This is a genomic window from Rhizobium sp. CG5, assembly GCF_023701945.1.
GTDB lineage: Bacteria > Pseudomonadota > Alphaproteobacteria > Rhizobiales > Rhizobiaceae > Allorhizobium.
The window spans coordinates 1-26,594 of sequence record NZ_JABAEF010000026.1 but is presented as its reverse complement, the minus strand read 5'-3'; the positions used below and the strand labels follow the sequence as shown (position 1 = coordinate 26,594).

General features: G+C 56.7%; 26 protein-coding genes and 1 pseudogene. 14 read left to right on the top strand and 13 right to left on the bottom strand.

The genetic code is table 11. The annotated features are described in order from the left end of the window. Positions 1–5: 5 nt before the first annotated feature. The 7 genes from HGO38_RS27975 to HGO38_RS27945 form a co-directional block, all read right to left on the bottom strand. Complete coding sequence (locus tag HGO38_RS27975) at positions 6–845, bottom strand: ABC transporter permease (protein ID WP_502941656.1); 840 nt, start codon at positions 843–845, stop codon at positions 6–8. An 11-nt stretch (positions 846–856) separates the two neighbouring features. Beyond that, entirely contained in the window at positions 857–1,825 is a 969-nt protein-coding gene (locus HGO38_RS27970; protein WP_250959094.1) for an ABC transporter permease, read from the bottom strand. A gap of 6 nt (positions 1,826–1,831) precedes the next feature. After that, the gene (locus tag HGO38_RS27965) at positions 1,832–3,436 is read right to left on the bottom strand and encodes an ABC transporter substrate-binding protein (RefSeq protein WP_250959093.1); all 1,605 of its coding nucleotides are present in this window, start codon (positions 3,434–3,436) and stop codon (positions 1,832–1,834) included. 108 nt (positions 3,437–3,544) lie between these two features. Continuing rightward, the gene (argH, locus tag HGO38_RS27960) at positions 3,545–5,032 is read right to left on the bottom strand and encodes an argininosuccinate lyase (protein WP_250959092.1); all 1,488 of its coding nucleotides are present in this window, start codon (positions 5,030–5,032) and stop codon (positions 3,545–3,547) included. Positions 5,033–5,047: 15 nt separating this feature from the next. Further along, entirely contained in the window at positions 5,048–5,518 is a 471-nt protein-coding gene (locus HGO38_RS27955) for a GNAT family N-acetyltransferase (protein ID WP_250959091.1), read from the bottom strand. Next, complete coding sequence (locus HGO38_RS27950; RefSeq protein WP_250959090.1) at positions 5,515–7,041, bottom strand: aldehyde dehydrogenase; 1,527 nt, start codon at positions 7,039–7,041, stop codon at positions 5,515–5,517. Before HGO38_RS27950 ends, HGO38_RS27955 begins: the two co-directional genes overlap by 4 nt. A 21-nt stretch (positions 7,042–7,062) precedes the next feature. After that, complete coding sequence (locus tag HGO38_RS27945; protein ID WP_250959089.1) at positions 7,063–8,421, bottom strand: NAD(P)/FAD-dependent oxidoreductase; 1,359 nt, start codon at positions 8,419–8,421, stop codon at positions 7,063–7,065. Positions 8,422–8,550: 129 nt separating this feature from the next. Between HGO38_RS27945 and HGO38_RS27940 the strand changes: the two genes are divergently transcribed. The 3 genes from HGO38_RS27940 to HGO38_RS27930 are packed head-to-tail and all read left to right on the top strand — an operon-like array spanning position 8,551 to position 11,594. Further along, positions 8,551–9,774: a GNAT family N-acetyltransferase gene (locus HGO38_RS27940; protein ID WP_284739588.1), complete on the top strand. Its 1,224-nt coding sequence runs from the start codon at positions 8,551–8,553 to the stop codon at positions 9,772–9,774. Further along, positions 9,771–11,096 carry an MFS transporter gene (locus HGO38_RS27935; RefSeq protein WP_250959087.1) on the top strand — a complete coding sequence of 442 codons (1,326 nt, stop codon included), beginning with the start codon at positions 9,771–9,773 and terminating at the stop codon, positions 11,094–11,096. The genes HGO38_RS27940 and HGO38_RS27935 overlap by 4 nt, the downstream gene beginning before the upstream one ends. Positions 11,097–11,117: 21 nt before the next feature. Then, positions 11,118–11,594, top strand: coding sequence for a MerR family transcriptional regulator (locus HGO38_RS27930; RefSeq protein WP_250959086.1), 477 nt, complete (start codon positions 11,118–11,120; stop codon positions 11,592–11,594). A 68-nt stretch (positions 11,595–11,662) separates the two neighbouring features. Here the strand turns inward: HGO38_RS27930 and HGO38_RS27925 are convergent. Beyond that, positions 11,663–12,089 (bottom strand): annotated as a pseudogene (locus HGO38_RS27925) (integrase core domain-containing protein); the annotation flags it as partial. 194 nt (positions 12,090–12,283) lie between these two features. Here HGO38_RS27925 and HGO38_RS27920 point away from each other — a divergent pair. The 9 genes from HGO38_RS27920 to HGO38_RS27880 all read left to right on the top strand — a co-directional run bounded on the left by HGO38_RS27920 (position 12,284) and on the right by HGO38_RS27880 (position 22,048). Beyond that, on the top strand, positions 12,284–12,838 hold the full coding sequence (locus HGO38_RS27920; protein ID WP_250959085.1) for a hypothetical protein: 555 nt from the start codon (positions 12,284–12,286) through the stop codon (positions 12,836–12,838). 836 nt (positions 12,839–13,674) lie between these two features. Continuing rightward, the gene (locus HGO38_RS27915) at positions 13,675–14,973 is read left to right on the top strand and encodes a phenylacetate--CoA ligase family protein (protein WP_250959084.1); all 1,299 of its coding nucleotides are present in this window, start codon (positions 13,675–13,677) and stop codon (positions 14,971–14,973) included. After that, the gene (locus HGO38_RS27910; protein ID WP_250959083.1) at positions 14,970–16,724 is read left to right on the top strand and encodes a prenyltransferase/squalene oxidase repeat-containing protein; all 1,755 of its coding nucleotides are present in this window, start codon (positions 14,970–14,972) and stop codon (positions 16,722–16,724) included. The genes HGO38_RS27915 and HGO38_RS27910 overlap by 4 nt, the downstream gene beginning before the upstream one ends. An 11-nt stretch (positions 16,725–16,735) precedes the next feature. Then, on the top strand, positions 16,736–17,125 hold the full coding sequence (locus HGO38_RS27905; protein WP_250959082.1) for a hypothetical protein: 390 nt from the start codon (positions 16,736–16,738) through the stop codon (positions 17,123–17,125). Next, the gene (locus tag HGO38_RS27900) at positions 17,126–17,407 is read left to right on the top strand and encodes a hypothetical protein (protein WP_250959081.1); all 282 of its coding nucleotides are present in this window, start codon (positions 17,126–17,128) and stop codon (positions 17,405–17,407) included. Positions 17,408–17,487: 80 nt separating this feature from the next. Then, complete coding sequence (locus tag HGO38_RS27895) at positions 17,488–18,663, top strand: AMP-binding protein (RefSeq protein ID WP_250959080.1); 1,176 nt, start codon at positions 17,488–17,490, stop codon at positions 18,661–18,663. Between the two features lie 29 nt (positions 18,664–18,692). Next, complete coding sequence (locus tag HGO38_RS27890) at positions 18,693–19,712, top strand: aldo/keto reductase (RefSeq protein ID WP_250959079.1); 1,020 nt, start codon at positions 18,693–18,695, stop codon at positions 19,710–19,712. Positions 19,713–19,754: 42 nt separating this feature from the next. Next, positions 19,755–21,113, top strand: coding sequence for an amidase (locus HGO38_RS27885; RefSeq protein ID WP_250959078.1), 1,359 nt, complete (start codon positions 19,755–19,757; stop codon positions 21,111–21,113). A 17-nt stretch (positions 21,114–21,130) separates the two neighbouring features. Continuing rightward, a complete protein-coding gene (locus HGO38_RS27880) occupies positions 21,131–22,048 on the top strand; it encodes a DMT family transporter (RefSeq protein WP_250959077.1) in 918 nt (305 codons plus the stop codon). Positions 22,049–22,081: 33 nt separating this feature from the next. On the opposite strand, the gene HGO38_RS27875 is transcribed toward HGO38_RS27880, so the two are convergent. The 3 genes from HGO38_RS27875 to HGO38_RS27865 all read right to left on the bottom strand — a co-directional run bounded on the left by HGO38_RS27875 (position 22,082) and on the right by HGO38_RS27865 (position 24,036). Then, positions 22,082–22,543, bottom strand: coding sequence for a hypothetical protein (locus tag HGO38_RS27875; RefSeq protein ID WP_250959076.1), 462 nt, complete (start codon positions 22,541–22,543; stop codon positions 22,082–22,084). Positions 22,544–22,549: 6 nt separating this feature from the next. Continuing rightward, entirely contained in the window at positions 22,550–23,038 is a 489-nt protein-coding gene (locus HGO38_RS27870; protein ID WP_250959075.1) for a DUF6152 family protein, read from the bottom strand. An 80-nt stretch (positions 23,039–23,118) separates the two neighbouring features. Continuing rightward, positions 23,119–24,036 carry a LysR family transcriptional regulator gene (locus tag HGO38_RS27865; protein WP_250959074.1) on the bottom strand — a complete coding sequence of 306 codons (918 nt, stop codon included), beginning with the start codon at positions 24,034–24,036 and terminating at the stop codon, positions 23,119–23,121. Positions 24,037–24,213: 177 nt separating this feature from the next. On the opposite strand from HGO38_RS27865, the gene HGO38_RS27860 reads away from it, so the two are divergent. Together HGO38_RS27860 and HGO38_RS27855 are read left to right on the top strand one after the other, a co-directional pair. Next, the gene (locus HGO38_RS27860; protein WP_250959073.1) at positions 24,214–24,507 is read left to right on the top strand and encodes a hypothetical protein; all 294 of its coding nucleotides are present in this window, start codon (positions 24,214–24,216) and stop codon (positions 24,505–24,507) included. 17 nt (positions 24,508–24,524) lie between these two features. Further along, the gene (locus HGO38_RS27855; RefSeq protein WP_250959072.1) at positions 24,525–24,980 is read left to right on the top strand and encodes a hypothetical protein; all 456 of its coding nucleotides are present in this window, start codon (positions 24,525–24,527) and stop codon (positions 24,978–24,980) included. 234 nt (positions 24,981–25,214) lie between these two features. Here HGO38_RS27855 and HGO38_RS27850 read toward each other — a convergent pair whose 3' ends face one another. Together HGO38_RS27850 and HGO38_RS27845 are read right to left on the bottom strand one after the other, a co-directional pair. Further along, positions 25,215–25,841, bottom strand: coding sequence for a hypothetical protein (locus tag HGO38_RS27850; protein ID WP_250959071.1), 627 nt, complete (start codon positions 25,839–25,841; stop codon positions 25,215–25,217). Positions 25,842–26,273: 432 nt separating this feature from the next. Further along, positions 26,274–26,594: hypothetical protein (locus HGO38_RS27845; protein WP_250959070.1), on the bottom strand; the 321-nt coding region annotated here is incomplete at its 5' end.

Here is a 26,594-nt window from a genome sequence, read left to right as displayed (position 1 = left end):
TCACCTCACAACATGCTTTGTTTGCGCATGCCCAAGAGGCGCGCGAGACTATCAGAGATCAGGGTCAGCGCCAGCACCGTCGCGAAGAGGGCAAGTCCCGGAAAGACGCTCATCCACCAGGCATCGCGGAGATTGCTCTGCGCCATCCCGATCATCATGCCCCAGGAAATCCGGTTGACGTCGCCGAGCCCGAGGAAGCTGATGGTCGATTCCGTCAGGATGCCGCTCGCAACCTTCAGCGAACCGACTGAGATGATCGGCGCGAGCGCGTTCGGCAGCATGTGCGACGTTATGATCTTCCAGTGGCTTTCGCCGATGACCGTGGCGGCCATGATGAATTCCCGTCCGCGCAGCGAGAAGAATTCCGCCCGGATCAGGCGTGCGACCGGCGCCCAGGTGACAAGCGAGATCGCCAGGACCACCGACCACATGGACGGGCCGAGGACCGCGACCATAACCAGCGCCAGGGCAAGGCCGGGCATGGTCTGCAGGAATTCTGTAAAGCGCATCAGCAAGTCGTCGACGATGCCGCCGAAATAACCGGCTAGCCCACCGACGATGGTGCCGATCATGATCGCCGCCGCCGTCGAGGCGATACCGACGATCAGCGAAACCCGCGCGCCGTAGATGACGCCTGAGAGGACATCGCGGCCGAGCGTGTCCGTTCCCAGAAGATGTGGACCGGATAAGGGCGGCAGATAGGCACGGCCGGCCAGTTCCCAGGGGCCGAAGGGCGCGAGGATCGGTGCGGCGATCGCTGCGCCCGCGAGGATGAAGAGGATGGCGCAGCCGATGATCAGCTGCCAGTCCCGGGCGGTCCCGACCCGGGCCGGTTGAAGGCTCATGTAGATATCGCTCATTTTGCCAACTCGATTCTAGGGTCGACAACGGCGTAGAGCACGTCCGCGACCAGGTTGAGAAGGAGGACCATCGTGGCAGATGTCAGGAAGACGCCGAGAAGCATGTTGTAATCACGCTGCACGAGGGCTTCGTATCCAAGCCGCCCGATGCCCGGCCATGCGAAAATGGTCTCGACCGCAATGGATCCGCTGACCAGATTGCCGGCCTGGAGCGAAGCCATAGTCAGGATCGGCAGCATCGAGTTCGGCAGGACGTGACGTCGCATGATCTGGCCGCCGGTCAGCCCCTTGGATCGGGCCGTGCGGACGAAATCGAGATGGGTGACGTCGATAATTGAGGTACGCGCCAGCCGGACGTAGACCGCGATGTAGAACAGTGAAAGCGTGACGGCCGGGAGCATGAGATGCGAGAGGAACTTCCCCACGCTTGGCACCTCGCCGTACTCGAAACCGGTTCCGGAGGCCGGGAGCCATCGGAGCTGCAGAGAAAAGACCAGGATCAGCATCAGCCCGATCCAGAATACGGGGATCGAATAGAGAGCCAGCGTCAAGAAACGTATGCCGATGTCGAGCTTGCTGTCGGGTTTTGCGCCAGCCAGCATGCCGAGGCCGACGCCGACAACCAGCGACAGCACGAAGGCCGAACCCGTCAGCGCAAGCGTCGCCGGGAGCCGGTCGATGATCAGTGTCAACACGTCGCTCTGCAACCGGTAAGAATGTCCGAGATCCAGCGACAGCGTGTTGAGGATGTAGGTCTTGAGCTGGGCCAGCAAAGGCTGGTCCAGTCCGTAGATCCGGCGGATGGCATCCACAAAGGCCGGGTCTGACATTCCGCTTTCCCCGGCGATCACTGTTGCGGGATCGCCGGGAATGGCCCTGATGAGCAGGAAGTTCAGAGAGACGACGCCCAACAGCAGCACTGCGGCCTTGAACAAGCGCCTTACGATATAGCCAAGCGTTTCCATCTGGCCTCACTTGTCGATATAGGTCTGGCTCCAGGAGCCCCACGGACCGAAGGCATCCATCACCAGATTATGCACCTTCTTGTGCGATATGGTGAACCGCTCCAGGTCGAGCAGCCAGATCGCGGGTACGTCGTCTACGATCTTGCTCTGGATCTTTGCATAGAGATCTGCCCGCTTTGCCGGGTCCATCTCGGTCGCAGCCTCGTCATAGAGCTTGTCGACCTCGGGGTTGGAATATCCGCCCATGTTGGAGAACATCACGCCCTTGGTGATATTGGCCGAATGATAATAGCTGCGGCTGCCGATACCGGGATCGGCGAACTGGCCGAGCGCGGCGATAGAAATGTCGTAGTTCCAGTTCGCCATTTTGTCGTACCAGTTTGCCAGGTCCGAGGTTTGAAGATCGGTCTGGACGCCGATCTTGCGCCATGCCTCGCGGACGTATTCGGCCAGGCGACCATAGGGCTCGCCGGGAAGGATCAGCAGCTTGATCTTTACAGGATTGCCGTCCTTGCCGACGCGCATTCCGTCCGATCCGGTCTTCATACCCGCTTGATCCAGAAGCGCATTGGCCTTCTTGACGTCGAAATCGTAGCTGGTGACCTTCGGCGTATAGTATTTCGTGGTGGCGCTGACGGGACCGGTCGAAATTTTTCCGACGCCTTCCCAGACGTTATCGAGAACGAATTTCCGGTCGATGGCGTGATAGAGCGCCTTGCGGACGTTGACGTCGTCGAGAGGTGCGCTGCGCATATTGATATGCAGCATGGACTGCGCCGCGAAATACTCCCAGCCCGCGGAGTTCATCTCGAGTTCGCCGGTGCGCTTAAAGCGCGACATGTCGGCGCTCGACAGTTCCAGCGAGCTCGATACCTGCACGTCGCCTGTTTCCAGCGCGATGCCGCGTGATGCGGCATCCGGCATGATGCGGAACGTGATGGAGTTCAGATAGGGAAGCTCCCGGTTCCAGTAATCTTCGTTGCGCACGATGCGTACGAAGGATCCGCGTTGCCAGACCGCCATCTTGAACGGGCCAGTGCCGATCGGTTTGGCATTGGCCGGATTGTTCGCATAGTCTGTGCCCTGGTAGATATGCTTGGGCATGATCGGCATCTGCTGGCCGGGGAACTGAATCAGGAAGAACGGTACCGGCCGGTTGAGCGTGATCACCACCGTCTCGTCGTTCGGCGCTTCGATGGATTTGACTTGCGTCAGCGCCTGCTTGGCGGCTGCATTGGTCGCCGGCAGCATTTCCTTCAGGCTGAATACGACGTCGGCGGAGGTGAACGGCTCGCCGTCATGCCATTTTACGCCGGATTGCAGCCTGAAAGTATAAACAGTTCCGTCGCTCGAAATCTCCCAGCTCTTGGCAAGCGCCGGAACGGGTTCGAGCTTGGTGGTGAAATCGACGAGCCCCTCGAAGATCTTCGCGGCCACAATGCGGGTGTCACCGCCATGTGGGAATGCCGGAATGAGGCCTTTCGGATCGGCGCGCATGACGGCCGTTAGGTCGCCGCCCTTGGTCTGGGCAAGTGCCGGAGCCGCCACGACTGCACAGATCGCAAGAGTTCGAGCGATCAGTTTGAAATGTCTGTTTCTGCCTTCGGTCATTATTTTTATACCCCTCTTTCAACTTTTTGTTTTTTGGTTTCAGGCGAGTATTTCGGCATTTCCGTCGGAGGCCGTTGATGCGGCCTCCGACCGTTTCGAATGTGCGGGTCAGCCGGTGATCCTTAGCGACGAAGCTTCCAGCTCGCGCTCTGCCCTTGCCATGCCTTCGAGTGCTTGCTCGACCCAGGCGCGGTCGCGCTTGAGCGATATGCGGGCATCATCGATGGCGTTCTTGACCGATTCAGGCGCCGGCATGCCGATGCCTTTACGCCGATGGACGTTCTTCACCGGATCGAGCGCATCGGTGATATCCTCGGCCGTCACCTTGATCTCGTGGCCGATCTGGGCGATCGCCGCTTCCTGGACCAGTGCGAGGTCGATCCGGTTGGCCTTGATGCCGCGATCGATCGCGGTGATCACCACGCGTGCGACGATCTCGTGAGCCTCGCGGTAGTCGATGCCGATCCTGCGTACAAGCATGTCGGTAAGGTCCGTCATGGTCGCGTAGTTTTCGGCTGCGTAGCGCAGCATCTGTTCCTTGTTGGGGTGGAGGGTCCGCACCACGCCGGTCATGGCGTGGGTTGCGGCGATCAGCGCATCGATCGAGCGGGGCTCGAGTTCCACGCGGGCAGCGCTGTACTGATACTCGATGCCGTTGAGCGAGGTCAGGATACTGACCAGCGGTCCCATAGCGGCGAAGGCTGCCTTACGGCTTCGCTCTAAAGAGTCAGGATTTTTCTTCTGCGGCATTATGCTGCTCGTGCCCGCGAAGGACGAATCCAGCTCGGCCATCTGGTACTCGTCCGTGCTCCAGAGCTGGATCTCGGAAGCGAGACGGCTCAGCCCAGCCAGGAAGATCGCATTGTCAAACGCGAATTCGGCGACATGATCCCAGCCTGCGACGCCTTCAATACTGTTCACGACCAACCCCTGGAATCCGAGGAGAGAGGCGGTGAGCTCACGATCCAGAGGCCAGCCCGTACCGGCGGTCGCGGCAGCTCCGAGCGGGCACTGGTTGATGCGCGGATACAGCTCGCGGTAGCGGTCGACGTTCTTGCCGAGGTTCTCCGAAATCGCCATGAGGTAATGGCCAAGCGTGATCGGTTGCGCTTCCTTGCGCTGCGTATAGACCACCATGACGGTATCGAGATGATCCGCCGCCTTGTTCACTACGGCTTCGCGAAGGTCGATGACCGCCGTCAGTGTGCGCAGGAGCTGGTCGCGAAGGAACATGCGCTTACCGGCATTGGCCAGGTCGTTGCGGCTGCGGCCGATATGCATTTTGCCGGCAACCGCGCCGATTTCGCGCTTCAGCGCGGCTTCGTAAGGAAGATAGGTGCGAAGCGACGCATCCGATGCGGCGAGACTGTCGACGGATTTCAGGCCGTCGAGGATCGCGCCAGCCTCGTCTCTGGTCAGGATTTCCTGGGTCGCCAGCATCACCACATGGGCGCGGTGGATCAGGCTGTCATATGGAAACACGGCGCTGGTCAGTGTCAGCGCGGCCGCATCGAAATCGTAAAGCTCCTGAAATTCAGGTGCCTTGGCGCCGCTTGCGCGCCCGATGCGAGTTGCGTCACCGATAGGTTGGGTCATTTTTCGATCCTTACGCTAAGATTTTGATTTTGTTGCGGGAGACCGCCGCTCTACGAGCTGCGAATAGGGCGTGAAATCCATCTTGGCCCAAAATTCCTGGCCTCCCGGATTGCTGTGCAGCACCTCAAGAAGAATACGGGAATCGGGGGGAAACCGTTGCGACATCAACGCTTCGAAGGCTCGTCGGCCCATCCCGCCGCCACGCACATCGCGGGCGATGTAGAATTGCCGCAGATATATGCGCTTGCCGGAAAGCTCTGTGATGTCGTCCTCCTCGCGCCAAGTCGCGAAGCCGGCGACCTTCCCATCCGTTTCCAGAAGGTCGATATACCAGTCTCCCTTGCACAGGAATTCGCGGGCGCGATCCTCCAACTGAACCAGGGTCATCGGGTTACGATGGCCTTCGTCCTGGATGAGTTCGCGATTCATGCTGGCGATCCTTAGAAGATCTGCTTCGGACGCGCGGCGTAGCGTAATGGCGCTCATACCGGACCTCCCTGTAGGGCGATCCATGTTGTCTTAAGATCGCAATACTTGTCGAAAGCATGTAACGATAGATCACGGCCGTTGCCGGATTGCTTGACGCCGCCAAAGGGCGTGCGCAGATCGACATGGTCCACCGTGTTGATGCTGACACTGCCGACATGCATGGCACGCGACAGTCGGATGGCGCGGTCGAGATCATTCGTCCAGACTGATGCCCCAAGGCCATATATGGAAGAGTTGGCGGCCGCCACGACCTCGGCCTCGGTCTTGAACGGAATGACGGAGAGCACGGGGCCGAAGATCTCATCCGTAGCGATCACCGCTTGGGCGGAAACTCCGTTGAAGATGGTCGGCGCGATGAAACTACCCCCGGTCTCCTGCAAGATCCGATGGCCCCCGATGAGGATATCGGCTTCGCCGCGGCCCTTCTCGATATAGCCGAGCACCCGTTGCGTTTGCTCCTCACTGATCATTGCGCCCATGCCAGACGCCTGATCGAGCGGGTTTCCAGGTTGATAGGCCATGGCAGCCTCGAGCAGGAGAGGGGTTAATTCCTTGGTGATGTCTTCATGGACGAAGAGGCGGGACGTCGCCGAGCAGACTTCGCCCTGATTGAAGAAAATCCCGGCCGCAGCAGCCTGGGCCGCCGCTTTCAGATCCTTGCAGTCCGGGAAGACCACGAAGGCGCTCTTGCCACCGCATTCCAGCCAGATGCGCTTCATGTTCGACCGGCCGGCATAGGTCATGAACCGCTTGCCGATCTCCGTCGAGCCCGTGAAGCCGACGCAGTCGATGTCGCAATGCAGGCCGATCGGCGCGCCGACTTCGGGTCCGAAACCAGGCAGAACATTGAACACGCCCTCGGGAATTCCAGCCTCCACGGCGAGCGCGGCGATCCTGATCGCGGTGAGCGGGCTCTGTTCCGCAGGCTTGAGAATGACGCTGTTGCCCGCGGCAAGCGCGGGCGCGCATTTCCAGGCTGCCATCTTAAGCGGGAAGTTCCAGGGCACGACCGCGCCGACGATGCCCACTGGTTCGCGGGTAATCGTGGCCAATGCCTCCGATCCGGCCGGCACGGCCTCGTCAAGCAGCTTGTCGCAGGCCTCGCCGAAGAAGCGGAAGACATCCGCCGAACCGGGAATGTCCAGTGTCAGCGAATCCCGCAAGAGCTTGCCGGTATCGAGCGTTTCGAGCAGCGCCAGTTCTTCCCGCGCGCCTTCGATCAGGTCTGCAAGTCTGATCAGGGACTTGCGTCGCTCGGACGGATCGCATTGCGACCATGTCCCTGTATCAAAGGCCTTGCGAGCGGATTTTACGGCCGCATCGACATCCGACGTAGCGCAGGAAGCGACCTGCGCGATTGTCTTGCCAGTCGCTGGGTTGATGCAATCGAATGTCTTGCCGCTGGCCGCCGGAAGATATCTGCCGTGAATGAATGCGCGACCTTCCGGCCGTATTGCGTCGGCCCTGGATGTCCATTCGGAAACATCTCCAGCGGAGATAGATGTATTTATCGCAGTCAAGTTCGTGACCCTCGTTTCAATTCAAAGTCCCGCCCGTTTGCGGTCCAGCCAGTCGCGAAAGCCGAAATATCCAGCCGCGAAAGGGACGTACCAAGGAAGTCCAGCAAGATTTGGCATCATCCCGAAAGGTATTCTCTCGAACACTGTGGGTGCGTTGCGATGGCCGAGCATCCGCTCGACCGCGAGGCGCCCGAGCCAGGGCATGATGGTAATGCCGCTTCCGTTGCATCCCACCGCGAACCAAACGCCGTCGCGCTCACCGATATGTTGAACATGGAGACGGGTCATGGCTATAGTTCCGGTCCACGCATGACTTATCCGCGTGGCTTTGAGACCGGGGAAGACGGCGGACATGAAGCCGTGCAGGTGGACGGCGGCGTTGCGAGGATCGCGCGGTAGAATGCCGGGTCGCGCACCGAACAGGATGCGGCGTCCATCGGTCGAGGGGCGGAAAAACCAGAGATTGCGCTTGGTGTCGGAGTACATCCGCATGCCCGGCATGTATCTGGCGACCTCGTCGCTCCCCAACTCCTCTGTCGCGATCATGAAGGAACCTACGGGCGCGATGCGCCGCCTGACCGCGGGCATGGCCGTATCAGTATAGCCATTAGTAGCGAACAGCACTTTTCGCGCGCGGATTGTTCCGGAGCTGCTCTTGACGAGGAAGGCGTTGCCGTCTCGCATCACTTCAATCACCCGTGTATGTGAACGCAGGATCGCACCGCGCCTGCGGATGTTGGCCGCGAGCGAATTGGCGAACAATGAAGGGTGAAGTCCGCCGAATTCCTCCACCAGAAGTCCGCCGTGATAGTGGCTCGTGTCGATCTCGCCACCGAGGTCACGTGCTTCTACAACACGCGCCGTCATGCCGCCGCGCTCCCTCAGGATGCGCGCATGCGCGGCAAACCGCTCCACGTCGCGAGGGGCCGCCGCCAGAAAGAGCCTGCCGCTGGCTTGGAAACCGGTATCGACGCCATCGCGTGCCTTGGTTTGCTTGATATGATCGAGGGCTTGGTTGTGCTCGTCAATCAGGTCGGCGACGATGTCCTTGTCGAGGTCGCCGGCCGCTCCGCTGATCAGGAGTTTCTGGGCGCTGGAAACCATGGCCCCGCTGCGCGATGTCGCCCCACCAGCAATCGGGCCCGCATCCAAGACGACGGTATCCGCCCCCAGGTCAAGCGCCCGCATGGCTGCGCTCAATCCGCAGATGCCCGCGCCGACGATGACGAGATCGGCGCTCTCCGGCAGTGTCGCTTGCACTCTCTGTGGTTGCACGAGATCCCACCATAGCGGCTCAGTCTTGAAATCCTCTGTGAAAAGCCACGACAGATTCCTGTTGGCGATTGAGAGGAGGTCGGCGGTAATTTCGTAGGTTGGCATGGCCAAGTGGCTCCGGACGGAAGCGTCTGTGCCCCAAATGTTGTCGTTAAACATTAAATTGTCAACAATAAAAAGTTTCACTTTTGCATTTTGGAATGTTAGTGTGCCATCAGCCAACGAGGATTCAGAATGCCATCCACAGTCCCCAAAATTGTCCAGACAGTCCGTAAGCCCTTGGCGCAAATAGTAGTCGAGGAGATCACCAACATCATATTGAGCGGAGAACTTCGTCCCGGCGACAAGCTGAACGAGGTCGAGATCGCAGAACGGCTCAATGTCAGTCGTGGGCCAGTGCGCGAGGCCTCCAAGCAGCTGCAGGAGGCGGGCCTACTAGAGGCATTCGCCTATCGGGGTTCCTATGTCCGCAAGCTCAACCAACGCGAGGTGGCGGAGATCTATGCCCTGCGCGAGATCCTGGAATGCACCGCGGCCAATGACGCCGTCCGCATCGCCGCACCCGACGATTTGCGTGCGATCGAGGAGGCGCTGAGAAATACGGAGACGGCGGCGCTTTCCAACGCGCGCGGCCTGATGATCGAGGCGGATGTCGAGTTCCATCTGGCGCTTTGCAGGGCCGGCCATAATTTCCGCATCGCCGAGACCTTCAGTAAACTGGCAACCGAGCTTCGCCTCGTTCACCTGATGATGAACCCGGATTCCGAGCAGTTGCGCAATGCGGCGGCCGATCATGCGGTGATCTACGGCGCTTTGCGCGAACGCAGCGCGGACCGGCTAATCAGCGCGCTTCGCGGCCATATTCTGACCGAGCGCGACCGGGTGCTGCAATATCTCGGCCCGCATGGCGACAGCACCGGAAGCGGAAACCCATCGCGCGCAGGCGAAGCTGCTAAGCCGCTTCGGTTCGCCGGCAAGGTCACGCTGCGTCCCCATCAGCCTGGCGACTTCCAGCTTCTGGCCCGGATGAACCGAGAACTTGCAGATGACGAAGGCCATCGCAACCCGATGACCGTCGCGGAGATGGAGGAGCGATTTCATCGCTTCGTCGATCAGGAAGGGTGGAGCGTCGATCTTTTCCTGCTGGACGACGAGGTCGTAGGCTATGCGACCCATCGGCGTGAGGCCGATCCCACCAATCCCGGAAACCAGCGCGTGTTTCTCAGGCAGTTCTATATCGTGCGCCACTATCGCCAAGACGGAATGGGCCAGATCGCCTTCGGCGCGCTGGCCGAAAGTCGGTTCCATCCGGAAGACCGCGTCGTGCTCGAGGTCATCGAGAACAATCCGGGGGGGCGAGTTTTCTGGCTGAGATGCGGTTTCACGCCCTACAGCTCGCTGCTCGAATATTCCGTACCCGTCATGGAGCTCAAACCGAATAGACAGACAGCGCCATGAGCGGGATCTTCGGCAACCGGACTTTCGTGCTCCTGTTCGGCGGCCAGACGCTGGGCCTCCTGGGCAACGGCATCACCATTGTCGGCCTCGCCTATTTCGCCTTCACGCTGGCCGGAGATCAGGCTAGCGCTCTGATCGGTCTCTTCTATATCCTGAAGATGCTGGCCTTCATCACGATCGCGCCGCTCTCAGCTGGGTTCGGTCAGAAAACGGATCGACGCCTCCTCCTGATCGGTCTCTGTCTGTTCAGGGCGGTGGTCGTGTCCTTCCTGCCCTTTTCCGACAGCGTCTGGCAAGCGACCATACTCGTCTTTCTGATGCATGCCGCCACGGCCGCCTTCGTGCCTCTCATGCAGGCTGTGACCAGCGACGTCTTTCCCGAGGAGGAGGAATTCACCCGAGCGGTCGGCATGACGCGTCTTTCCTATTCGATGGAACAGCTCGTCAGCCCGATGATCGCGGGCCTGCTGCTGATGACGGTCAGCCCCTCAAGCCTTTTCTTCTTCACCATCGGCGGCTTCGTGATCGCGGCACTGATCCTGTCCGGGGCCTTGGTGCCGAAACGGTCGGTGGATCAAGTCAAAACCGCGCCCTGGCGCGCCGCGCTCGACGGCATACGCATCTATCTGGCGACGCCGAGGCTGCGCGGCCTCGTTTTCGCGGATCTCGCCGTCGCCATCGCTGCCGCGACGATCTTCCTCAATACCGTCGTTCTGGTGCAGGGCAAATTTGGCCTTTCCGAGCGCTATACCGCAATTGCCTATGCCGCCTTCGGTATCGGTGCCGCGACCTCCTCCATTGTCTCGCCGCGCTTGCTCGGCAGGATCGCCGACAGGACTGCTATACTTGGAGCAAGCGCCATCATGGCTGCTTTGACTTTTGCCGAATCGATTACGCAGGGTCTGGCAGCACTGCTGCCCCTTTGGCTGGTAATGGGGGCCGGGTACAGCCTCTCATTGATCGCAGCGAGCAGGATTGTTCGCCGATCGGCGTCTTATGACGGTCTACCGCGTCTTTTCGCGACGCAGGTCATGCAATCGCATCTCTGCTGGCTGGCAGGCTATGCCCTGGTCGGTGGACTAACGGCGCTCCTCGGCGTCAGTCTTGCCGCGGCGGCGCTTGGTGCCATCAGCCTGCTCGCCTTCATGCTTGCCGTTGTCCTGTGGCCGGCCGACGATCCGGAGGTTCTGGAACACTCCCATGCGGATCTTCCGCCAGATCACCCACACCTTGCTTCCGGCATCTCGGTTTCGGCGTATCGGCACAGCCATCGTTTCGTGATTGACGACCTTCATACTTCCTGGCCCAAGGCATCGGATTGATCATCGAAAGACGGAGAACACATGACTATCACCATCGGAGAGCTGTCGAAGCAGGCCCAGGTCAAGATCCCAACGATCCGCTATTACGAGACGATCGGGCTGATGCCGGCTGTCTCCCGCACCGAGGGCAACCGCCGATCCTATGAGCGTTCCGCCGTGGACAGGCTGCGCTTCATCCGCCATGCGCGAGATCTCGGTTTCGAAGTCGAAGCAATCCGTGATCTCCTGCACCTGACGGAGGTCCCGAACTCCTCCTGCGTGGAGGCGGACGCCATCGCCAGGGCACATCTGATCGAAGTCGAAAAGCGTATCTCACAGCTTCAGGCGCTGCAGGTCGAACTCAAACGAATGATCGGGGAATGTCACCACGACAAGGTTGTCAATTGTCGGGTCATTTCCGTCCTGGCGGATCATGGACTATGTCAGTCCCCAAGGCATCAGCCAACCGAGATTCCCAAACATTTTCTCAATAACAACGGACCGCTTAAGGCCCGTTGACAGACGTCAGGCTTGCGCTAGGAAACAACCTGAACCGCGCCGGATTTGCCGGAGACCGTTGGTTTAAGTTATGCGGCCATGGCTGGCGCTTTCAGCATGGCGTAATGTCGGTCTTCGGCCTCGGCTGGCGGGATGTTTCCGATGGGTTCCAGAAGACGGCGGTGGTTGAACCAATCCACCCATTCGAGTGTGGCGAACTCCACGGCTTCGAAGTTGCGCTATGGTCCCCGGCGATGGATGACCTCGGCCTTGTAAAGGCCGTTGATCGTTTCGGCGAGAGCATTGTCGTAGGAGTCGCCAACACTTCCGACGGAAGGCTCGATGCCAGCTTCCGCCAGTCGCTCGGAATACTTGATCGACACATATTGCACGCCGCGATCAGAATGGTGGATGAACCCGCCGCGATGGACGGGCCGTCGGTCGTGATAACCACAGCATGTTCGGCGCGGGAGCCTTGAAGTGGCGATTGACGCGGTCGAGCGGACACGGTGCCGACGAAATGCAGCCCAAGGTGACAATCTTGGAACAACCCACCGCATTTCCAGCTTCGAAATGAAGGCAAAGCGCGGGCTAACCTGGTTGCTTAACAGGCAGCGCTGTTTGTTGTTTTGATCCTTCGCGCGGGCATTTTAGCACGTTGTGTTTGCAAGCGTTCCTTGTAGGATTGGTCTTGGTTTGGGGGCAAGGACATGCGGTTACTGTACCTGCTGATAGCAATCTCGTTCTTGGCGGGGCCGGTAGGCGAGGCAGGGGCGGAAAATCCGACTCGCGAGAAGTGTACCTGCAATCTTAATCCGGACGATCCACCTGAGGACGGTGCGTGGGTAAAAAACGCAGCGGCATGTTGGTCGACTGAGGTCCGTGACCAGAACTGGTGCGATATAGCAGTGGAGAGTATTCAGGGCCCTCACTCTACCTCGGCTGAACTTCTAGGTAATGCCGACAGCCCGCCTGGATTGGTGGATATCCTGCGCAGTAGGTTCGACAATTTCATCAAAATGTCGGAGGTGGAGGGCAGCATCGTCAATCTGAACCAGGCAACCGACATTGTCGCCAGCCTATTGAAGGAGAATGACGATCTCGTTGCCAATTGTGTGACTGCATTCGCTGGGCAAAAACGCGGGTTTGTTCAGGATGGCAAGGGCGGTGTTGTGTGCCGCATAAGCGAAGCTAGCGGATGGCTAAGGCTGGAAATCCCGGTAGAGGGGGCTCGTATCGTCTATATGGTTGCCCCAGCGCCATGAGCATCAGGACAACGGCCTGGGGAGTGGGTGGGTTCATATTGGGAGCGGTTTGCTCGGAGTACATCGGGCTAGGTGTCGAACGTTTTAATGAGTGGTTCGGACGTGAATTCGGCAGTGCGCCACATATCAAGATCGATTTTCAGACAACGTTGGGATGCCCCAGCGGCAATCTTGCAGATCTTAAGCGAAAGTTCTCGGATCAGTCACTCTGGCTAGAGCGGGGAGCCGACCGCTTGTTTATCTGCTCCGACAACGCCATCAATCCGGCCGTCGATGAGGCTCCGAAGGTGTTGGCACGGGAGTTTCCAGGTTGCCTAAATTACATCACCGGTTCTCTGCGCATGCTCCGGCTGAGCGATGCCGTATGTGCGCTCCCCGGTAATCTTGGCTACATTTGCGATGGGGCGAAATCAACCGAGGTCCAGTCCACGGCAACTCTGGGGTCGCCGTCGAGCGTTGTCCAACCCTGCACATCTGACACAATGAGCAGGTTTGGCTTTTCTACACGCCCGTGAGCAGCACATTCAAGCAAATGGCCGACCCAGTTCTGAAAGCGATACAGGCGCAATCGTCAGTATATGCCTTTCGGACCCGACGACTGGTGCGATGCTGGGACGGCTGTACGTAGTGCCGTAAAAAGATCAACGCCTATAATCATTCCATATATTGCATCGCACAATAACAATTCTGGCATTGATTGTGCGTCGCAGCAGTATCATCGTAGCTAGGAAAATTTGCGCCCCATGAGACGGGCAAGGCACCGTGTAGATGCCGAATTAACAGACTTGCATATGGAGTTTCTTGAATAGCCGATTAAACCAGATTGGAGAAATGCAGTGGGCTACCCGTTTCCATTTCAACATTCCGATTTACACGGGCGATGTGCCGATGAACTCCTGCAATTCAGGAACACTACCAATGTAGATCTCCGCCGAGAGATAACCGACAAGTGGTTGTCGTCCGCATGGGACAGGGCATCTCGCAGCGAGCACTACCGGCATATCGGTAATTTTACAAAACACAAATTTGATTCGATCACCCCGGTCAACAAAAGGACTTTCAAGGAATTCTATTCGGCATTCGACGCAGCCGATGTGGCGTCAATCATAAAATACTATGAGACGTCAGGAACCACAGGCGTTCCGACGCCGACCAAACGTACTTTTGAGGATATTGTCTGGAATTATGTCGGCGTCTCATTGCTTTGGGGCGAGGTCGTCGATCGGTCGGATCGGTCCATTGTGCTGCTGCCGTCGGATATAGCGCCCATCGGCGACTTAATAGCGGGTTGCTGTGAGATCATCGGGTCTGCCGCAGTGCGGTGCTACCCGTTTACGCAGGGCATAGTTTCCTGGGATCGGATGGAAGTCCTATTCCGAAATTTTCGACCAACCGTCATTTGGTGCGCACCTGGCACGCTGTTGCAGTTCACACGGGTTCTTCGACAGCGAAAGAGCTTTGATGATATTGCCAGCAGTGTCGTCAAGATCATGCTTTCAGGCGAAGTCGTGACAGAAAGCCTGAAGCGCTCACTTGGCCATTGGTGGCAGGCGGAAGTCTACAATGCCAGTTATGGGTCGACGGAGACAGGTACAATCGCGGCAGCGGGTCGAAACGGGCGGCTCAATGTCCTCGAATACTCGTTTTTATGCGAGCTACGAAATGATGACGGTGAGGTCTCACCGCTTGCGGAGGGCACGCGAGGAGAACTCATCATCTCATCGCTCCATGGATTTGCGCGGCCTATGCTGCGCATCGCAACCGGTGACACAGTATCAATTACGGCCCCAGAGTCTGGCCTTCACAGCCTGGAAGTCCTTGGCCGAAAAGAGGAGGCGATCCTCATCAAGGATGTGCCTTATCTCGCCGGTGACATAGAGAACCACATCTACAAGATCCCAGACGTGACAGGTTACTTGCTGGATATGGCAGAGGGATCGGTCACGCGGGTGATCGTTGAACAAATGCCGGATGGTTCTTCCACCGACCATATCATGCAGCATGCGACCCGTATACTTGGTGATGCCGGTATCGACGTCCGTGTTGAGGTCGTCAGCCAGCTGCCGATTACAACAAAGAGCGGAGCTGGTCTAAAAAACTGGAAACGCTCGAATATCTTGGAGGCACGCAAATGAGTGTAGCGGTCTCTCAAGCTGCGGTCGTTCCGCCGCCCTATGAATTTCTGAGGACGGCTGACGGCGGCGCTGGAACTTTCGGCTCTGACTTATGGGCCACCTATGCGGCTACTCGTACTCTGCGTTGGATTGGCCGGTTGCCTGATTTGGCAAAGCGCGAACACGTCGCCGGATATCTTCATTCGTGCCAGAATCCCGACGGAAGCTTCTCATGGCAGCGCGGCCTCGCATCGGACATTTGGGCAACGTTCTATTGCAGTCAAACGCTTGCTGACATCGGCCATTCCGTTGCCCCCACCGAACCTTTCGTGGAATGGATTTCGTCGCTTCAGGACAAGGATGGCGCTTTTGCAATGATGCCGGGGCAGACTGCAGACGTCTGGGCGACCTATTATGCGACCCGGGTTTTCAAGGAGATACTACAGCTTCCGGTTCCAAACCGGCATAGGTTAGCTGATTGGCTCTCAGGGCTTCAGCGTGGTGATGGCGGGCTTGCCTGGAACATCGCGACGGCGGAAACCGACACAAGGGCCGCATACTATGCGATACACGCAAAGCATGCAGCAGGGCTCGATCACGACGTCAAATGGGATGATGAGCGCCTCCTCGGCTGGCTGCGGTCGCAACAGGCGCCGTCCGGCGGATTTCGTTTTTCGCCTGAATATACTCCATGCCTGTGGGCAACCTTTAGGGCGACAAAGGCACTAACAATACAGAACTGGCAGCCCTCGGAGCCAGAAGCATGCGAAAATTGGATCGTCCAGCGCCAACGGCCCGAAGGTTTTGCGCGTTGGGAGGATTACGAAGTATCTGATGTTTGGGCAAACTTCTCAGCTGTTGGCGCTCTTCAAGCTCTGAACGTTACGATCAAAGACAGTCAGAAGGACCGTGTGCAGCGCGCAATCGAGAGTTTTTCAGTCGATGGTGCCGGGTACACATATCGGCAGCCGTCAGCGGCCGGTGACGCGCTCACGACAGCATCAGCGCTTTTCTCAGCTGTAAACAAAGCAGAGACCGATAGCGTTGAGCAATTGAGTGCGTGGCTTCAAAGGGCGCATATGCCCTGGGAAGACGGCATCATGTACATGCCGGGCCGGGGTGCTGAAATCCGCTGCTCTCTTTGGGCGACAGTCGCTCTTGCCCATGCTGGACGGCGGTTTTCTGACACCGGACGCCTCTCGAACTGGATCTCGAGACTACAAAATCCGGACGGTGGGTTTGGCTACTGGCAAGGTCGCGGCTCCGATCTCGTGTCAACCAGCGCTGCTATTTCTGCCCTCGAATCTCTTGGACAACCTTTCGCCGAACATGTCGATGTTGCGCGGTTGACATCGTTCGTCCGGAACTGCATCCGTGAAGGACTTGGGTCCAATGTACCCAACGGTCCCATCACCACATCGTCAACTGCGCAGGCCTCGCGGCTGCTTGTCAAGCTCGGCGATAGGGACGGCGGGCTTTCGCTGGTGCAACATCTGCCACGGCGGATGCGGTTGTCCGGTTATGTCGAGCAACTCGGCGGTCCGCCTACTCTATATGCTACTTATCAAACGGTGTTGGCCTTGCAGGCGAACGGTCTTGAAATTCCCGCGCAAATTTCACGCTTCCTGGATCGGCTGATCACCCGTGAGGGATACATCGGCTGGACACCGCTTGGTGCCTCGCGGCAAGACCCGCTTATCCTTCCACTACACGGGCTCCTTTCCCGGAAACTCGGCGAGCCGCTGTTTCGGCTTCCCGAGTTGGTTTTATAGAGGAGCGCGAAATGCCAACCGTTCGCATTGTTAGCAACATCGCTGAACCCCAGAAGCGTCGGGAAATCACGCGTCGACTTACAGTGGTTTTCGGTCGCTCGGGAGTGAAGCTATCTCACCTTCTCTTCATCTGGCAGCACATAGAACTGTCGGATGTTTATCCTGGTCCATTGTCACTAGCCGACCGCAGCCCGAGCATCAGCGGGAATTTTGCTTCAGTGACGATCGAAGTTTCGCAGAAACGACCGAAAGAGTGGAGGCGAGAAATTCTTGAAAAAACGAGAGAAATCTTCGCGGACGGATTGTCCTACGAATACATCTTTGTCGGCCTCGCACCTGTCAATCCGGATGATTTTCTCAATGTGACATCAGAAAATTCTCGCCAACAAGGGGTGGCCTAGATGGAGATTGAACTGATTAGAAAAGCTCTCACACAAGGGATAACCGATAACTTCAGTATTTCAATTGCTGACGACGCCGCTGATATCCCTTTTATACAAATCGCAGAGCTCAACTTTGACAGCCTGCGCGCGCTCGAGTTTGTCGAAATGGTCGAGATTCTGTTCGATCTTCAGATCGACCTATACAGCGACGATGTTCAAACCAATTTTCGTGACCTGAACACATTGGCGTTGTTTTGCGAGAAGAAGCTCGACGATGCTGCCGTTTTGGCAGGAGCGTAGTCGTCCCTGGCACATCCTACACAGCGCTCGAATCATCAAAATAAGGACAAGCGTTACGCCACGACAAGAGGAGATTATTCATGACGGACGTCAGAACATTGTCTTTCGACGAACTGGTTGAGCAGATCTTTGAGCCAGGCTCCCCGAATCTCCTCCGATCGGAACTTGACGATTCACTGCGTACTAGTCCCTGGTCTTCTGATGCAGGAGCAGAACCAGTCTTTTCGAAGCTTCCGAGTACGATATATTTTAGCACGTCGGGCTCGACCGGTAGGCCAAAGGTTATTTCAAAGACACTTCGTCAAGTCGATCTGGAGGTTGCGGCAGTCTCTGGCTGTATGCCAGCGACTCCGAACGAGGTGATTTCCTTTGCACCTGCGAATCATGCTTTCGGGTTTTTCTGTGGTCTCGCGTTCGCCCTTCGGCATGGCATTCCCTATCAGTATTGCCCCATCTCTTTGGGCATCGGTCCGATCAGCCGATCCGAAAGAAAGCTCCTCATCGTTGCTTTACCGGCGGCATACAAAGCGATCGAGCGCGACAGGGATAAGCTCTCGCGCAACGAGCATACGACGATCTTGCAATCGGCCGGTCCGATCTCAACGGCGTATGTCGACGCCGTCGTCGACATGGCTGACCTTACGGTCGATGGTGTGGAGATATACGGATCGACCGAGGCGGGTGCGATTGCCCATCGGCGAACATCGTCCTTTCCGAAGGACTGGGAATTGTTTTCAGACGTGGAGGTGCTTCCCAATCGCACCGAGGCTGACCTGCTGACCGAGCTTATTGTATCCGGTCCCCGATGTGTTCAGCCTCGGACAGGTCCAGCCGAAGCGATTACGAATGCGCTGCCGCACGTTCGCACTGGCGATCTGGTGCGGTTCACGGGTGAGCGCCACTTCGCTCTCTGTGGTCGGCTAGACCGGGTGATCCAGATAAACGGTGCAAATACCGATCTTAATTTTCTCCAGGAATTTCTCAATCGGCGATTTTCGCAGGCTGAGTTCTATGTCGCTGTCGCGTCCGATACGCTTCGCGGGGCGGGGTTCGTCGTACACTTTCACTGCAGAGGCAGCCGATTTGTCATCCAACAGCTTTGGAGAGAAATTGGCCGGGCGCTGCACGAGGAATTTCCGCGCAACGTCTATCCTCTGGAGATCCGCTACAACACATCGCCTTTCCGGAAGAGCTCTGCCGGAAAAATCACGGGCCTCCTGCCCGCTGAGACGTCGAACAGAGTGGATGTCGCATAATCATAAGCCCACAAGATAGGGGGTCTAAAATGCAGTATCGACGTTTGGGCCAAACATCTCTCAAAGTGTCTGCGCTCTCCGTAGGGACTTGGCTCAATCTCTCTAAGAAGATTTGGGGAAACGATGCGCATGACTATATCAATCATGCGCTCGAAGCCGGTGTCAATCTGATCGACACCGCAGAATCTTATGAAGGAGGAGACGTGGAGCTGTTGATTGGAGATATCCTGTCTACGGGTCCCTTTCCACGTGATGCTTACTGTATTTGCACGAAAATCTATTTCGGCGCTACGACTCGGGAAAAAAGAGCGACGCTTCGGCCAACCCAGCAAGGTCTGAGCCGCAAGCATATCTTGGCAGGATGTGACGCTTCTCTTCAACGACTACAGACGGATTACATCGATATACTGCTCTGTCACCGTTACGATCCCGACACCTCGCTTGAGGAACTCGCCTGGACAATGCACAGTCTCGTCCTCCAAGGCAAAATTCTTTATTGGGGAACGTCCGAGTGGCCGCCTGAGGAAATCGAACGCCTGATCGAGATCGCAGGGAAAAACCATCTCATTGGTCCAAGTATTGAACAGCCACAGTTGAATGTCGTGCATCGGGACACTTATAAACGGCTCGTTGGCTGGGGCGGAGCGGTCTCCTCACTGGGGTTGATGACTTGGTCACCGCTCGCTTCAGGCATCTTGTCCGGTCGGTATGATGAGCGAGCGGAAGCTGACGGCCGGTTGAATGACCGGAGCACGAGTTGGGTCCAAGCTCTTGCGTTTGGCAAAAGCCGCAGTCGTATTCTCGCTTTGTCGAAGGTGCTGACCCGCATAGCAGGCGACCTTCAGATAAGTCCCGCACAACTCGCCCTTGCCTGGTGCCTCAAGCAGCCCATGGTGTCGACTGTGATTATTGGCGGTAGCACTCGCGAGCAACTCGTGGAGAATCTGGGCGCGACGGAAAAAGTGGATTTTCTGACAACTGACATCATGCAAGCAATCGAAAACGCAGTGTCAGCGCGGATAGTCGAGAATGCGGTCGGGGGCTGCTGATCGCGGCCAGGAGCCTTTCTTCATAATAAGGACATCCAGAGAATGCTGACACGAAGAGACGCACTTTTTGGAACAGCGGCAGCGCTCACGGTTGCGGCATTCGATAAATCGTCGAATGCGCGTGGTTTTTTACAAGAACGAGCTGACTTGCTACTAAGGGCGCGTGAGCTTCGGGAAAAGCACCACGCCTTTCTTGCCATATCCGATCAAGGCGTGAGTAATGTGAGGGATGGCCCACTGTCCGGAATTACAGTGTCGGTCAAAGATGACCTCTTCACCAAGGACCTCCTGACGACGGGAGGGTCGCAGGCTTTCTCCGAGTTTAAACCCGTCGATGATGCGGTTCCGATTGCTCGACTTCGGCACGCGGGCGTCGATGTGTTCGCAAAATGTAATCTGGCAGAGTTCGCAATGCACGTCCGACCCCGGAGCCCGTTGGGAGGTGAGTGCCTAAATCCTATTGATCGATCTCGAACTGCTGGTGGGTCTAGTGGCGGTTCAGCCACCGCTATCGCGGCCGGCGTCGGGGATGCTTCCATCGCGACCGACAGTGGAGGCTCAATCAGAGGACCCGCAGCTTTTTGCGGGGTCATCGGATTCTGCCCCTCAAATGGAAAAGTGCCCAAGATAGGCAGTTTCGGCACGAACCTCTTTTTCACGGGCATCGGCAGTTTCACGCGCACGGTCGACCTCACCGCAAAACTGCATTTCCATATGGCTGGCTACGATCGCACCGATCCGGAAACCTTGCCAGCGCGGGATGAACTTGACCTCGGGGCCACACACGGAGGAAGCCAGCCACCTCGGTTCGCATGGGTTGCAACTTTTGATCCGCAATGCCCTCCGGATATCGACGTACTAAAGATCACTCGCGATTCGGCTCAACAGATATCGCGGGGGTCGACATCATCATCGCTGCAGCAAGAGACGATCGACATGAGCCCCTATCGGGCCGCTTTTGGTGTGATTTCGGATGCGGATAGGCTTGCTCAAATGGAGAGAGCGGGTTCGCTGAAGCAGCAGCATCTATTCTCGGCTGAAACCCGTGAGCGCCTCGACCGGGCCCGCAAGCGGACGGGCAGCGAGTATTCCCTTGCAATGTATGAGCGAGGGCTGGCGTCGCTCTATTGCTCAGAGATCTTTCAAAAGTATGATTTCATACTCTCGCCGACTGTTCCGATGGTAGCGCCGCGCATTGCTGAGATTGAGGGGAGTGCCGATTTCGCCCGACGTTACCTTTCGAACCTCTGGTGGACCAATTTTGTTGGGTGTCCTGCGATTACCATTCCTGCCGGCGTCGGTAGCGACGGTCTCCCTATCGGATTACAGATTGTTGGTCGACCAGATGACGATGACAACCTTCTACGGATCGCCGCTCAAGCGGTCAAAGCCTTGTCGTGAGGAGAAGGGGCAGCGATTTGACGATCTTCATCGGATCGATGCGACGCTCTGGACTTAACCGATCCCTGGCCGCCGTCGCGATGGTTCTGTGTTGGTCATCTGGCTTTCTAGTCGCGAAAGCGGCAGGTCCTTTTTCAGAGATCGGCGTTTTCCTATTGATGCGGTTCTCGATCGCTGTTTGTTTCTTCACGATTTTGAGTGCTGTTTCCGGTGCCACTTGGCCCAACAGGGAGCATATTTTATTGCACTGTCTTTCCGGTGCCTTGCTTCAGGGGGGCTATTTAGTCGCTGGTTATCGCGCTGTCGAAGCCGGTTTGAGCGTAGGTGCCATGACCCTAATCGGAGCATTCCAGCCCACAATCACCGCCGTCGTCGTGAGCTTTCTGTCGGGTTCGCCACCACGAGGTCTCGTTTGGCAAGGGCTTATCGTTGGAACGCTGGGTGTGTTCATGGTGCTCGGGCCTCAGTTTTCGGCTGCGGATCAGGAGGCGAATTGGCTCGGATACTCTGCTGCGGCCATAGCGGTTGTCTCGGTGACGCTGGGAACGTTCTTACAAAGTAAGTTGCTCAATCAATGCGATCTGGCACCTGCGGGCGCTCTGCAAAATATTGGAGCGGCGGCGGTGGCTCTGTCAGCGGCAATATTTTGGGATCTTTGGTCCTGGTCATCTCATCCCGTGCTGTGGATCGCACTTTTTTGGGCATCAATGGGATTGTCGGTAGGCGGGTATGTGCTCCTTCTCTGGTTGCTCCGAAATCAGGATATCGTCAGCGTGACATCGCTGGTTTTGTCAACGCCCCCGATCGCTGCAGCACTGAGCTTCATCATTTTCGGAGAAACACTGACACTTGTTCAAAACACTGGAATGGTAGTGTCAATAGTTGGGGTTGTTTTAGTCAGGCGGTCACTGCAGCAACCGCCTGGAAAGATCTGATCCATCATTGACGTGCGGGACATTTTAAATGTGTTACCCGAAAGCCAGCATCCGTCCGCAAAAGATTACCATGCCCCATATCGCTATAGATGCTATGCCGAGAAGCTTGCATCCAATAGCGGTATCTGGAACCCCCCGTCTTAAGACTTGATGCAGGAGAAGGGCATTAGCTCCTGCGATAACAATGAGGCCTAATTTCAGGAGAAAATACGAGCTGTTTGCGTATTCTCGCGCTGCGGGGGCGAATAACAAGAGGCCGCTCGCGACGGCAATACCGAAACCGGTGAGCGCCATTGGAATTAAGGTTGAGCGTATGGTTTGCGTTCTCAAGCTCTTGGCCACCCCAATGAGGCCGAGATCAACAGCGGTGATGGTCCCAAAAAGCACGGCAAGGCCCATAAGGTGTACCCAGCTTGCAATCGGATAGGCCCAAACAGAGCTGCGAAACTGCAGTATAGGTTGCCATGTTTCAACAAGGTGCAAGTAGGCATCCATTGCCGCTTACCCCCTTGGACGACCGCTGCATCCCGCCGGCAATGCGACCGATTGCTGGCGGACACCTATCCCATCAATTACGATAAGGGCGGGTCGTGAAACGTTCTTCTCTGAGCATGAGGGAAAAGCCACGGCCTGAATCTCGTCACCGACTTTGGGTTCCCGTGGCATTCCCCAACTCATTAATCTATTGATCGGTGCGAGATCGAGCGTCCATTCCCCGGTCGTCTCGGGTGCCGCGGTCTTCGCAAGTACATCGTCAAAGCCGAGTTCACGAAGTTCAGCGGGGATGGGCAGCTGTGCGAACGACCCTGGAACGCTGGCGGATGTGACGTCGATGACGATCTCAGGATGCGGATTACGCCAAACCACGGCTGTGATCTTCCCACTTAGGTAGATCGGGCGATCGGTGGCATAGAACCCCCAACCATGATGAGCTTGGGTGGGTGACGCGGTAAGCATCATGGTCACCGCGATATATCTGAACAGCTTCATTGCTTTACCTCCATCAATGGCCTTGAGCGGCTAATGGAGTATGCGACATCCTATCGATACCATCGATGGTCATCTAGGAATTATTCGATATCAATTTTGATATTAGTCTGCTCTTTGCCGATTGCTCTAAGGTGGTTGATAAATTTGTTTAAGGGTGTATTCCGCCGTCGCGCATCCCAGAAAGCGGCAAGTTGGATGTTCAAATCCCTGGGATAGGGCTCTATTTTTAACCTCTTGGTACCGGTAACGTGAATAGCGGAGGACTGTGATTGAACCAGACTGATGCCCAAGCCGGCCGCGACAAGAAAAAGCTGTGTCTGAAGTCGTGACGCTTCATGAATGACGGAGAATTCGTGTCCTGCAGCGTGACAAAGTTCGCGGATCTTCGCATATAAAATAGGGCCCTGTCTTTCAGGGAACATGATAAACTGCTCACGAGCCAATTGACCGAATTCTACTTTGTCGTGTGGGGCAAGATAATGGTCCTCTGGAACGATGGCGTCAAAGGTATCTACCAGGAAGACGTCTGATTTAATTCGGCTGTTTGGCGCTATAGGCGGATGACCGAGACCTATATCGAGATGGCCGTTGTCGAGCAGTTGGATCTGCTCGTTGGTTGTCGCTTCGCGGAGTTCGAAGTGCGTATTGTCAATCGTGGTTGATAAGCGGATAGCCTTGGGCATAAGCATGTACGAGGCTGCGGAGACGAATCCTAGTCGAATGAGATGGCGTTCCTTGGCGGTTGCCAACCGCGCCTGTTGAACCGCTCTCTGTTCCGATTTTAGTATTTCACGAGCCTCGACAAAAAATGCTCGACCGCTGTCGGTCAATGAAACCTGCCGACTGGTTCTGTCGAAAAGCCTGACCCCGATTTCGCTCTCTAGTTTTGAGATCGACCTGCTGAGGTGAGGCTGGGCAATCCCGAGCTTTTGCGCGCATTGACCGAAATGTAAAACCTCTGCCAGGAGCACAAAATGTCTGAGTTGTGCAAACTCCATATCTATACCCAAATCTGCATCGAACGATAATTTTATAGGACGTTGCAGTATGGATGACAACATGCAATAGTCGAATTGATTTTGAGTGATCTCGTCTGGGGCACGTCTGTCCTGTTGCCACGCGTTGTTGAGCTCAATCTTATTGGCAGCCGGTATCTCGCCTAGGATTTCGAGGACATGATTGACAGCACCACAGGGCTGCCCTTTCGCCTCCGTTCACTCCCTTACAAAGAAATTGAGAAGATGGTCATGTCCAGTTTTTATAATTTCAATTTTGGACATTTAGGTCACCCATCGGCGACTATGTTTGCGGCGCAATTCGATGTCGTGTGCGACGAGAATAGGGCTTCTGCGGGCACGCCCAGATGCGCGGGCGTGCCCATAGCTCTGAGCGCCGGTGGTTACATTCATGATTTTATCTACGCACAATGCGGCAGCACCCGGCCGAAAATTAGCTTCGAGCAAAAGTGACAATGAGACGAATTTCAATGAGGGTGCCAGAAGATGAAGACACTCCGTGCCGCCGGGCATCGAGAATTCCGCTCATTGCTTTCAAGCAGGCAATTGCTGTCGCCGAGTATCTCAACTTGTTTGGGTCGTCCTTCGGATCGCATAGCAATTCGATATACATCGACACGCCCTCAAGCCATGAGCGCACACACCGCGCGCTCTGCGGCGGCCTTTTCCTCCGCTCCAAGCTGCCGGTAGGCAAACGCCGCCGCTGCCTCGCCCGCAGGAAGTTCAGACAGAGCTTGCAATCGATGCAGCGAAGTATCCACGCGATCCGGATCAGCGAGACCCTGCAGCATAAGCTCGCAATAGGTTACCGCCGCGCGATATTGAGCCTGTCGTGCCCCCAGCGCGCCCTGGAGGACAACAGCGTGGCCAATTTCATGCGCCATGTCGAGGAGGAGCGCGTCGGTTCGTTTGGGGTCGGCAATTAACGATCTGCCGACCGGGACCGCGTTTGCCAGCCGATCGTCCCGAGACCGTAAATCATGTATGTCGATTTGCGGTGCTGGTGCGATGGGTTGTGTCGGCAAGAGGCTCAGCCGAAGATCACCTGTAGTCGCTTGTACGAAGGCAGCCGCTACCGTCTCGATCGCTGCGAGATGAGAGTCTTTCGGAAGGGGGCCAGCTTGACTTTGAGCTATGGCTGAAATTGCGCTGCGCCGCTTTTATACACTGATAGTGCCTGGCCGGGCTTCAAAGAGCAAGGCATAGGCCAATTCGCCAAGCGGGTTGTTCTCAGCGTGCAGGAGTCGCGCCTGGAGTCTTTCGAATAGCCCCTGCCGAAGTTCGTGGTGCGGAACCAGGCAGGTGAGCGCGAGTTCGATAGCGTCAAACGCCGCAAGCCAATGGGCATTGTTATCAATTGCGTAACGCAGCCGCTCCGTAGCGAGCCGCCATTTTGCACCATGAAGCTGGTTAATCATGTCCGGATTTGACAAGCTGTCGAGTTTCTCAGCGACGGCAAGGGCTGGAAAGTCGCCAATTTCCAAAATATGAACGATGACCTCATAAAAATTATACGCCATCGCCGGGTTGCCAACGGCTTCCGTGACGGCCGCAATATCAGTTAAAACCTGCGCAAATCCCGCAAGGTTGGACCGCGGGATTTCTTCTTCACGCAAGGATGGTGTGTATTGCGCCAGAAGCTCAATCAAACCCGGCAGGGAAGCACGCGCGCCGTCCGATCCGTCGGGAAATCGACTTAGAGCCATTTCGGCAAGGATGCCGGCGTCAAGTTTGCCGTGCCAGACCATAGCGGTGATACGCCCAGCCATATCATCGTTTACATTCAAGCTGGTAAGCGTTTCGCCGAGGCCGCCAGATAAGCCTCGATAAGCTCTTCCATATGGTAGCTCCTCACAACCAGCCGATGAAAGTCGGACTGACCACGATCAACGCGAAGACCGACCCGAATCCATGCTCCAATACTGGAACTTATGACTCACCAATAAATATTCCAAAAATTGGCTTGATGGGTGGTCACAGTCTGCCGTGCGCAATCCATCATTGCGAGGGAATGCCATCTTTATACAACCTTTGTTCAGGCCGTGATACAGCGAAAAAACGCTACGAAGAGTTATGAGAGCCCGAAATTCTCAAGGACCAATTAGCGTCAGACACGGAGAAGAGTAACGGGCATCGACCTCGCTCGTCAAACCGGTGACTCTTGGTGGGTCAGCGCCTTTCGCGCGGACGTTCGCCAGGCCGCGCCGGACCCCGTTTTGCTACGCCGCGAGCCGCGGAATAGTGCTTGCAATTAATCGCCGGTATCGTTGGTTGTGCGCCCCCGCAACCACTTCAAACATAAAAGTATCTCCGCCTCGGTATAACCGGGGCGGTTTTTGCGTTTCTGGCCGTTGACAAATCTGCCCTTCGCAAGCCGGCCGGTGTTGCAGGAAGTCTCTGACCTTGCCCCGCTTGACCTTGCCCCGCTGAACTAATCCATTTTGAAGTAAGCTCTGGCCTATTGAGAGGACCAGAGAATGAAGCGCAACCGTTTCACAGACGAACAGATTATCGGCATACTGAAGGAGCACGAGGCGGGC

Bases quoted from the DNA above. Each gene is read 5' to 3' on its own strand.
- HGO38_RS27975 (WP_502941656.1), bottom strand. From the start codon at position 845: ATGAGCCTTCAACCGGCCCGGGTCGGGACCGCCCGGGACTGGCAGCTG.
- HGO38_RS27970 (WP_250959094.1), bottom strand. From the start codon at position 1,825: ATGGAAACGCTTGGCTATATCGTAAGGCGCTTGTTCAAGGCCGCAGTG.
- HGO38_RS27965 (WP_250959093.1), bottom strand. From the start codon at position 3,436: ATGACCGAAGGCAGAAACAGACATTTCAAACTGATCGCTCGAACTCTT.
- argH (WP_250959092.1), bottom strand. From the start codon at position 5,032: ATGACCCAACCTATCGGTGACGCAACTCGCATCGGGCGCGCAAGCGGC.
- HGO38_RS27955 (WP_250959091.1), bottom strand. From the start codon at position 5,518: ATGAGCGCCATTACGCTACGCCGCGCGTCCGAAGCAGATCTTCTAAGG.
- HGO38_RS27945 (WP_250959089.1), bottom strand. From the start codon at position 8,421: ATGCCAACCTACGAAATTACCGCCGACCTCCTCTCAATCGCCAACAGG.
- HGO38_RS27940 (WP_284739588.1), top strand. From the start codon at position 8,551: ATGCCATCCACAGTCCCCAAAATTGTCCAGACAGTCCGTAAGCCCTTG.
- HGO38_RS27935 (WP_250959087.1), top strand. From the start codon at position 9,771: ATGAGCGGGATCTTCGGCAACCGGACTTTCGTGCTCCTGTTCGGCGGC.
- HGO38_RS27930 (WP_250959086.1), top strand. From the start codon at position 11,118: ATGACTATCACCATCGGAGAGCTGTCGAAGCAGGCCCAGGTCAAGATC.
- HGO38_RS27920 (WP_250959085.1), top strand. From the start codon at position 12,284: ATGCGGTTACTGTACCTGCTGATAGCAATCTCGTTCTTGGCGGGGCCG.
- HGO38_RS27910 (WP_250959083.1), top strand. From the start codon at position 14,970: ATGAGTGTAGCGGTCTCTCAAGCTGCGGTCGTTCCGCCGCCCTATGAA.
- HGO38_RS27905 (WP_250959082.1), top strand. From the start codon at position 16,736: ATGCCAACCGTTCGCATTGTTAGCAACATCGCTGAACCCCAGAAGCGT.
- HGO38_RS27900 (WP_250959081.1), top strand. From the start codon at position 17,126: ATGGAGATTGAACTGATTAGAAAAGCTCTCACACAAGGGATAACCGAT.
- HGO38_RS27895 (WP_250959080.1), top strand. From the start codon at position 17,488: ATGACGGACGTCAGAACATTGTCTTTCGACGAACTGGTTGAGCAGATC.
- HGO38_RS27890 (WP_250959079.1), top strand. From the start codon at position 18,693: ATGCAGTATCGACGTTTGGGCCAAACATCTCTCAAAGTGTCTGCGCTC.
- HGO38_RS27885 (WP_250959078.1), top strand. From the start codon at position 19,755: ATGCTGACACGAAGAGACGCACTTTTTGGAACAGCGGCAGCGCTCACG.
- HGO38_RS27875 (WP_250959076.1), bottom strand. From the start codon at position 22,543: ATGGATGCCTACTTGCACCTTGTTGAAACATGGCAACCTATACTGCAG.
- HGO38_RS27870 (WP_250959075.1), bottom strand. From the start codon at position 23,038: ATGAAGCTGTTCAGATATATCGCGGTGACCATGATGCTTACCGCGTCA.
- HGO38_RS27865 (WP_250959074.1), bottom strand. From the start codon at position 24,036: ATGGAGTTTGCACAACTCAGACATTTTGTGCTCCTGGCAGAGGTTTTA.
- HGO38_RS27860 (WP_250959073.1), top strand. From the start codon at position 24,214: ATGATTGACAGCACCACAGGGCTGCCCTTTCGCCTCCGTTCACTCCCT.
- HGO38_RS27855 (WP_250959072.1), top strand. From the start codon at position 24,525: ATGAGGGTGCCAGAAGATGAAGACACTCCGTGCCGCCGGGCATCGAGA.